General features: G+C 73.0%; 5 protein-coding genes. 3 read left to right on the top strand and 2 right to left on the bottom strand.

Features of this window, described 5'->3' with window-relative positions; translation table 11 throughout:
- The first annotated feature begins 124 nt into the window (after window positions 1–124).
- A complete protein-coding gene (locus tag ROTAS13_RS20095) occupies window positions 125–1,384 on the top strand; it encodes a sorbosone dehydrogenase family protein (RefSeq protein ID WP_075823217.1) in 1,260 nt (419 codons plus the stop codon).
- A gap of 43 nt (window positions 1,385–1,427) precedes the next feature.
- Here ROTAS13_RS20095 and ROTAS13_RS20090 read toward each other — a convergent pair whose 3' ends face one another.
- Both ROTAS13_RS20090 and ROTAS13_RS20085 read right to left on the bottom strand, forming a co-directional pair.
- On the bottom strand, window positions 1,428–2,234 hold the full coding sequence (locus ROTAS13_RS20090; protein WP_019460672.1) for a class III extradiol ring-cleavage dioxygenase: 807 nt from the start codon (window positions 2,232–2,234) through the stop codon (window positions 1,428–1,430).
- A gap of 110 nt (window positions 2,235–2,344) precedes the next feature.
- A complete protein-coding gene (locus ROTAS13_RS20085) occupies window positions 2,345–2,788 on the bottom strand; it encodes a DoxX family protein (protein ID WP_075823216.1) in 444 nt (147 codons plus the stop codon).
- A gap of 112 nt (window positions 2,789–2,900) precedes the next feature.
- On the opposite strand from ROTAS13_RS20085, the gene ROTAS13_RS20080 reads away from it, so the two are divergent.
- Together ROTAS13_RS20080 and ROTAS13_RS26530 are read left to right on the top strand one after the other, a co-directional pair.
- Complete coding sequence (locus tag ROTAS13_RS20080; RefSeq protein ID WP_019460674.1) at window positions 2,901–3,842, top strand: LysR family transcriptional regulator; 942 nt, start codon at window positions 2,901–2,903, stop codon at window positions 3,840–3,842.
- Between the two features lie 181 nt (window positions 3,843–4,023).
- A partial coding sequence (locus ROTAS13_RS26530; RefSeq protein ID WP_216348701.1) for a hypothetical protein occupies window positions 4,024–4,412 on the top strand: 389 nt, incomplete at its 3' end.

Below are 4,412 nucleotides of genomic sequence, written 5' to 3'. Positions count from 1 at the left end.
GCCTCGTGGGCGGGGGCCAGGGCGAGCGCTGAGACGCACGCCTCCGAAGCGTTCCGCCACCTCGGACGTTGCGCTGGGAATGCCACCGCCGCCGGGACGCGGCCGCGACAGGAGCCAGCCGACCATGACGCCTCGACGCAACCTTCTCCTCGGTCTCGCCGCCGGGGGACTCGCCGTAGGCCACGCCGCCCGCGCCCTGGCCCAGCACGGCCCCGGCCAGCTTCCGGGCATGGGGCCGCAGCCGGACCTGCCCGCGCCGAACACGGCGCACCGCGTGGTCAACCGCTCCCATGGCGGCGGCTGGCCCGCCGGGCGGAGGCCGCAGGCGCCGCGGGGCTTCACCGTGACGGCCTTCGGAACGGACCTCGACAATCCCCGCATGATCCTGCCCCTGCCGGACGGCCGGGTGCTGGTGTCCGAGGCGCCGCGCGCCAACCGCGTCACCCTGCTGCACGCCCCGGACCGCGCGGGCCAGGCCGGCGGCCGGACCCTGCTGCTGGAGGGGCTGAACCGGCCCTTTGGCATGGCGGTGCTGGGCGATTCCCTCTTTGTCGCCGACACCGACGCGCTCCTGCGCTTTCCCTGGAATGATGGGCGCGGAAAGATCACGGCGCCGGGGCGGAAGCTCCTCGACCTGCCGGCCGGGGGCTACAACAACCATTGGACGCGCAACCTGCTGCCGGCGCGGGACGGGCGCAGCCTCTTCGTCAGCGTGGGGTCCGGCAGCAACGTGGCCGAGCACGGGCTGGAGAACGAGCGCCGCCGCGCCTGCATCCTGCAGGTGGATCTGGACGGCTCGAACGAGCGCCTCTTCGCCGGCGGGCTGCGCAACCCCGTCGGCATGGCCTGGGAACCCGGCTCGGGCGAACTCTGGACCGTGGTGAACGAGCGCGACAACATCGGCGACGACCTCGTGCCCGACTACCTGACCCATGTGCGGCAGGGCGGCTTCTATGGCTGGCCCTTCAGCTATTTCGGGACGCACATCGACCCCCGCATGCGGGAGAAGATGGGGAGCCGGGAGCGGGAGCTGGTGGCCCGCGCCATCGTGCCGGACTACGCGCTCGGGCCGCACACCGCCTCGCTCGGGCTGGATTTCTCCACCGGCGGCGCCTTTCCGGCGGAATGGCGCGGCGGCGCCTTCATCGGCCAGCGCGGCTCCTGGAACCGCACGGCCTTCGCCGGCTACCGCGTGCTCTACCTGCCCTTCGCCAATGGGCGCCCGAGCGGTCCCGCGCGGGATTTCCTCACCGGCTTCATGGCCGATCCGGAAACGGGACAGGTGTATGGCCGCCCGGTCGGCGTCGCCATGGATGCCGTGGGCGCGCTGCTGGTGGCCGATGACAGCGGCAACACCGTCTGGCGCGTCACCGCCACCGGCTGACGCAGACATGGCAGGGGAGGCGCCCCCGCCATCGCCGCCCGCGTCAGCCGAAGCGGAAGCCGGACAGCGCCTTGCCCATCACCCGGTCGCTGTAGTCGCGCTGGCCGGAGTCCTCCCCGGCGGCGCCGGCGGCGAGGAGCAGCGGGATCAGGTGCTCCTCGCGCGGATGGCAGGCGCGGGCGCCGGGGGCATGCTCCCAGTCCTGCAACAGCCGGTCGCGCTGCTCGGGCGGTGCGGTCACGGCCTGGGCGAGCCAGCCGTCGAAGGCCACCGACACCTCGTCGTTCACCCCATCCGGCCGCATGAAGTGGCGGAGGTTGTGATAGGTCATGCCGGTTGCCACGATCAGCACCCCCTCGTCCCGCAGCGGCGCCAGCGCCCGGCCCAGGGCGAGATGCGCCGCCGGGTCCAGGTCCTCGCGCACGGAAAGCTCCACCACCGGGATCTCTGCCTCCGGAAAGGCCAGAAGGAAGGGGATGAAGACGCCGTGGTCGAAGCCGCGCGCCGCGTCCCCGGCGGACTCGATCCCGGCCCGCCCCAGGAGCTCCTGCACCCGCGCCGCCAGTTTCGGGGAGCCGGGGGCCGGGTAGCGCAGCTCGTAGGTGTGCGGCGGGAAGCCGTGATAGTCGAAGAGCAGCGGCGGTTGCGTGCCGGTGGTGACGGTGGGCACCGCCGTCTCCCAATGGCCGGAAACGACCAGGATCGCCTTCGGCCGCGCGGGCAGGCGCCGCGGGATGCCGCGCAGGTGTTCCGCCATCCGGTCCCAGGTGTTCGGCCAGTCCATGAAGAAGCAGGGGCCGCCGCCATGCGGAATGAAGATCACGGGTTGGCGGGGTGTCGGGGTGGTCATGGTCGGCGTCTCCTTGGCGGGCTTCGCCACGGCCGCTTCGATGCGCGGCGTGGCAGGAGGTTCAGGCAGGGCGCGGGCCGCCGGGGAAGCGCTCCGCGCCGTCCGTCGCGTCAGGCATGCACCGGCTGGCGCGGCGCGGCGGGCAGCGGGGTCGGCTTCAGCGCCAGGGCGCCATCGCCCAGCAGGGCCTGGGCGAAGAGGGCTACGGCCCAGAAGGCGGGGTATTCCCAGCCGCCGCCGGCATTGGTGAAAAAGAACCCGCTGGCCCCATGCACGGTGAGGATGGCGCCGACCAGCACGGGGATCAGCACCAGCGCGGCCAGCCGGGCCCAGACGCCCAGGATCAGCGCCATGGCGCCGAGGACCTCGACGGTCATCGTGGCATAGGCAAGGGCCGGCGGCAGGCCGAGCTTGCCGAAGAAGGCGGCCGTGCCGGCGGGAGTGAAGATGAGGATCTTCAGCCCGGCATGGGCCAGAAACAGCACGCCGAGCGAGAGCCGCAGGAGGAGTGCGCCCCAGGGAGCGGTGTTGGGGGCAGTGTGAGGGGCGGTCATCGGGGGAGGGTTCTCCGTCGGAATCTGTGCCGGTGGAGATGCACCCTCGCCGGCCGGGGGATAATCGGTCTATTCCGGAACTCACCTCACACCGGGAGAGTGGGCCGGGCCGATGCTGGATCGCGTGACGGGCATGCAGGTCTTCGCGCGGGTGGCCGGGCTGGGCAGCTTCTCCGCCGCCGCCCGGGCGCTGGGCCTGTCCCAGACCATGGTGACCAAGCATGTCGCGGCGCTGGAGGAACGCCTCGGCGTGCGGCTCCTTCACCGCACGACACGCCGGCTTTCCCTGACCGAGGCGGGGCGGGGCTTCCTCGATTCCTGCCTGCGCCTGCTGCCGGAGATCGAGGAGGCCGAGCGCGCCGTCTCCGCCGACCGGCTGGAGCCGCGTGGGCTGCTGCGGCTCAACGTGCCGGTTTCCTTCGGCACGCGGCATGTGGCGCCGCTGCTGGCGGAATTCTGCCGCCGCCATCCGCGCGTGACCGTGGAGCTGGGCCTGAACGACCGGCTGGTGGACCTGGTGGAGGAAGGCTGGGACCTGACCATCCGCATCCGCCGCATGGGCGACAGCAGCCTGGTGGCGCGGCGCCTGGCGCCGGTGCGGATGGCGGTCTGCGGCGCGCCCTCCTACCTCGCCACGCACGGCACCCCGGGGCGGGTGGAGGACCTGCGGCGGCACGCCTGCCTCGGCTATACGCTGTCGGAGGCGATGGGCCCGGATCGCTGGGTCTTCGGGGAGCAGGGGCAGGTCCCGGTACCGGTCGGCGGCAGCCTGCGGGCCAACAACGGCGATGCGCTGCGCGAGGCCGCCATCGCCGGGCACGGGCTGATCTACCAGCCGGTCTTCCTGCTCGACGAGGCCCTGCGCGACGGCAGGCTGGTGGAGATCGGGCTGGACCAGCCTGCGATGGGCTGGCTCGGCATCCATGCCGTGCAGCCGCCACTGCCGGCAGGAGCGGGACGGCAGGCGCCCGCCAAGACAAGGGCGATGGTGGCATATCTCGCGGAGGCCTGGGTGCCGGAACCACCCTGGGAGAAGAACCTGCCCCGGCGGTGAGCCGGACCCCCGGAGAAGCACCGGCGCCAGATGCACGCGGCCCGCTTCCGTCCCGCCAATGAGGCGGCCAGCGGATTACTTGGGGCTGCGGCCCATCGGCGCCGCGGTCTTTATGCCTTCTTTACGCGGACGGCCGATGCGGCAAATATCGCCTTTACATGGCCGGGCCTATTCTTCCCGCATGCCAAACATCCGCACGGCGGCGCCCGCGCCCGCGCCCGCGCCCGCGCCCCGGCCTTCCCAGGCCTCCACGGCCCGGACGGTCCCGCTCCCCCTGGCCCTGCTGAGCCGCCCTGCGCGGCTGCAGCGCCTGCTCGCCCCCGGCGCGGCGCCGGGCGGCGATCTCCTCGATGCGGTGGAGACGCAGCCGCACGACCGCGTGCTGATCATCGGTGGCGGCAGCGCCGACCTGCTCTGTGCCACGGTGCGCCGGGGCTGCCGTTCGGCCACTTGCGTCACAGACCCCCCGGCCCATCCTGTCGCGGCCGAGGTCGTGGTGGCGCCCCGCCTGCACAGCGAGGACGAGGCCCTGTCGGTGGCCCGCTCCGCCCGCCATGCCCTGGCCGAAGG

Origin of the sequence: Roseomonas sp. TAS13, from assembly GCF_001950415.1 — a bacterium.
GTDB classification, from domain to species: domain Bacteria; phylum Pseudomonadota; class Alphaproteobacteria; order Acetobacterales; family Acetobacteraceae; genus Roseomonas; species Roseomonas mucosa.
Note: the sequence above shows the minus strand (reverse complement) of the source record. Positions and strands in the feature narration are given on the sequence as shown.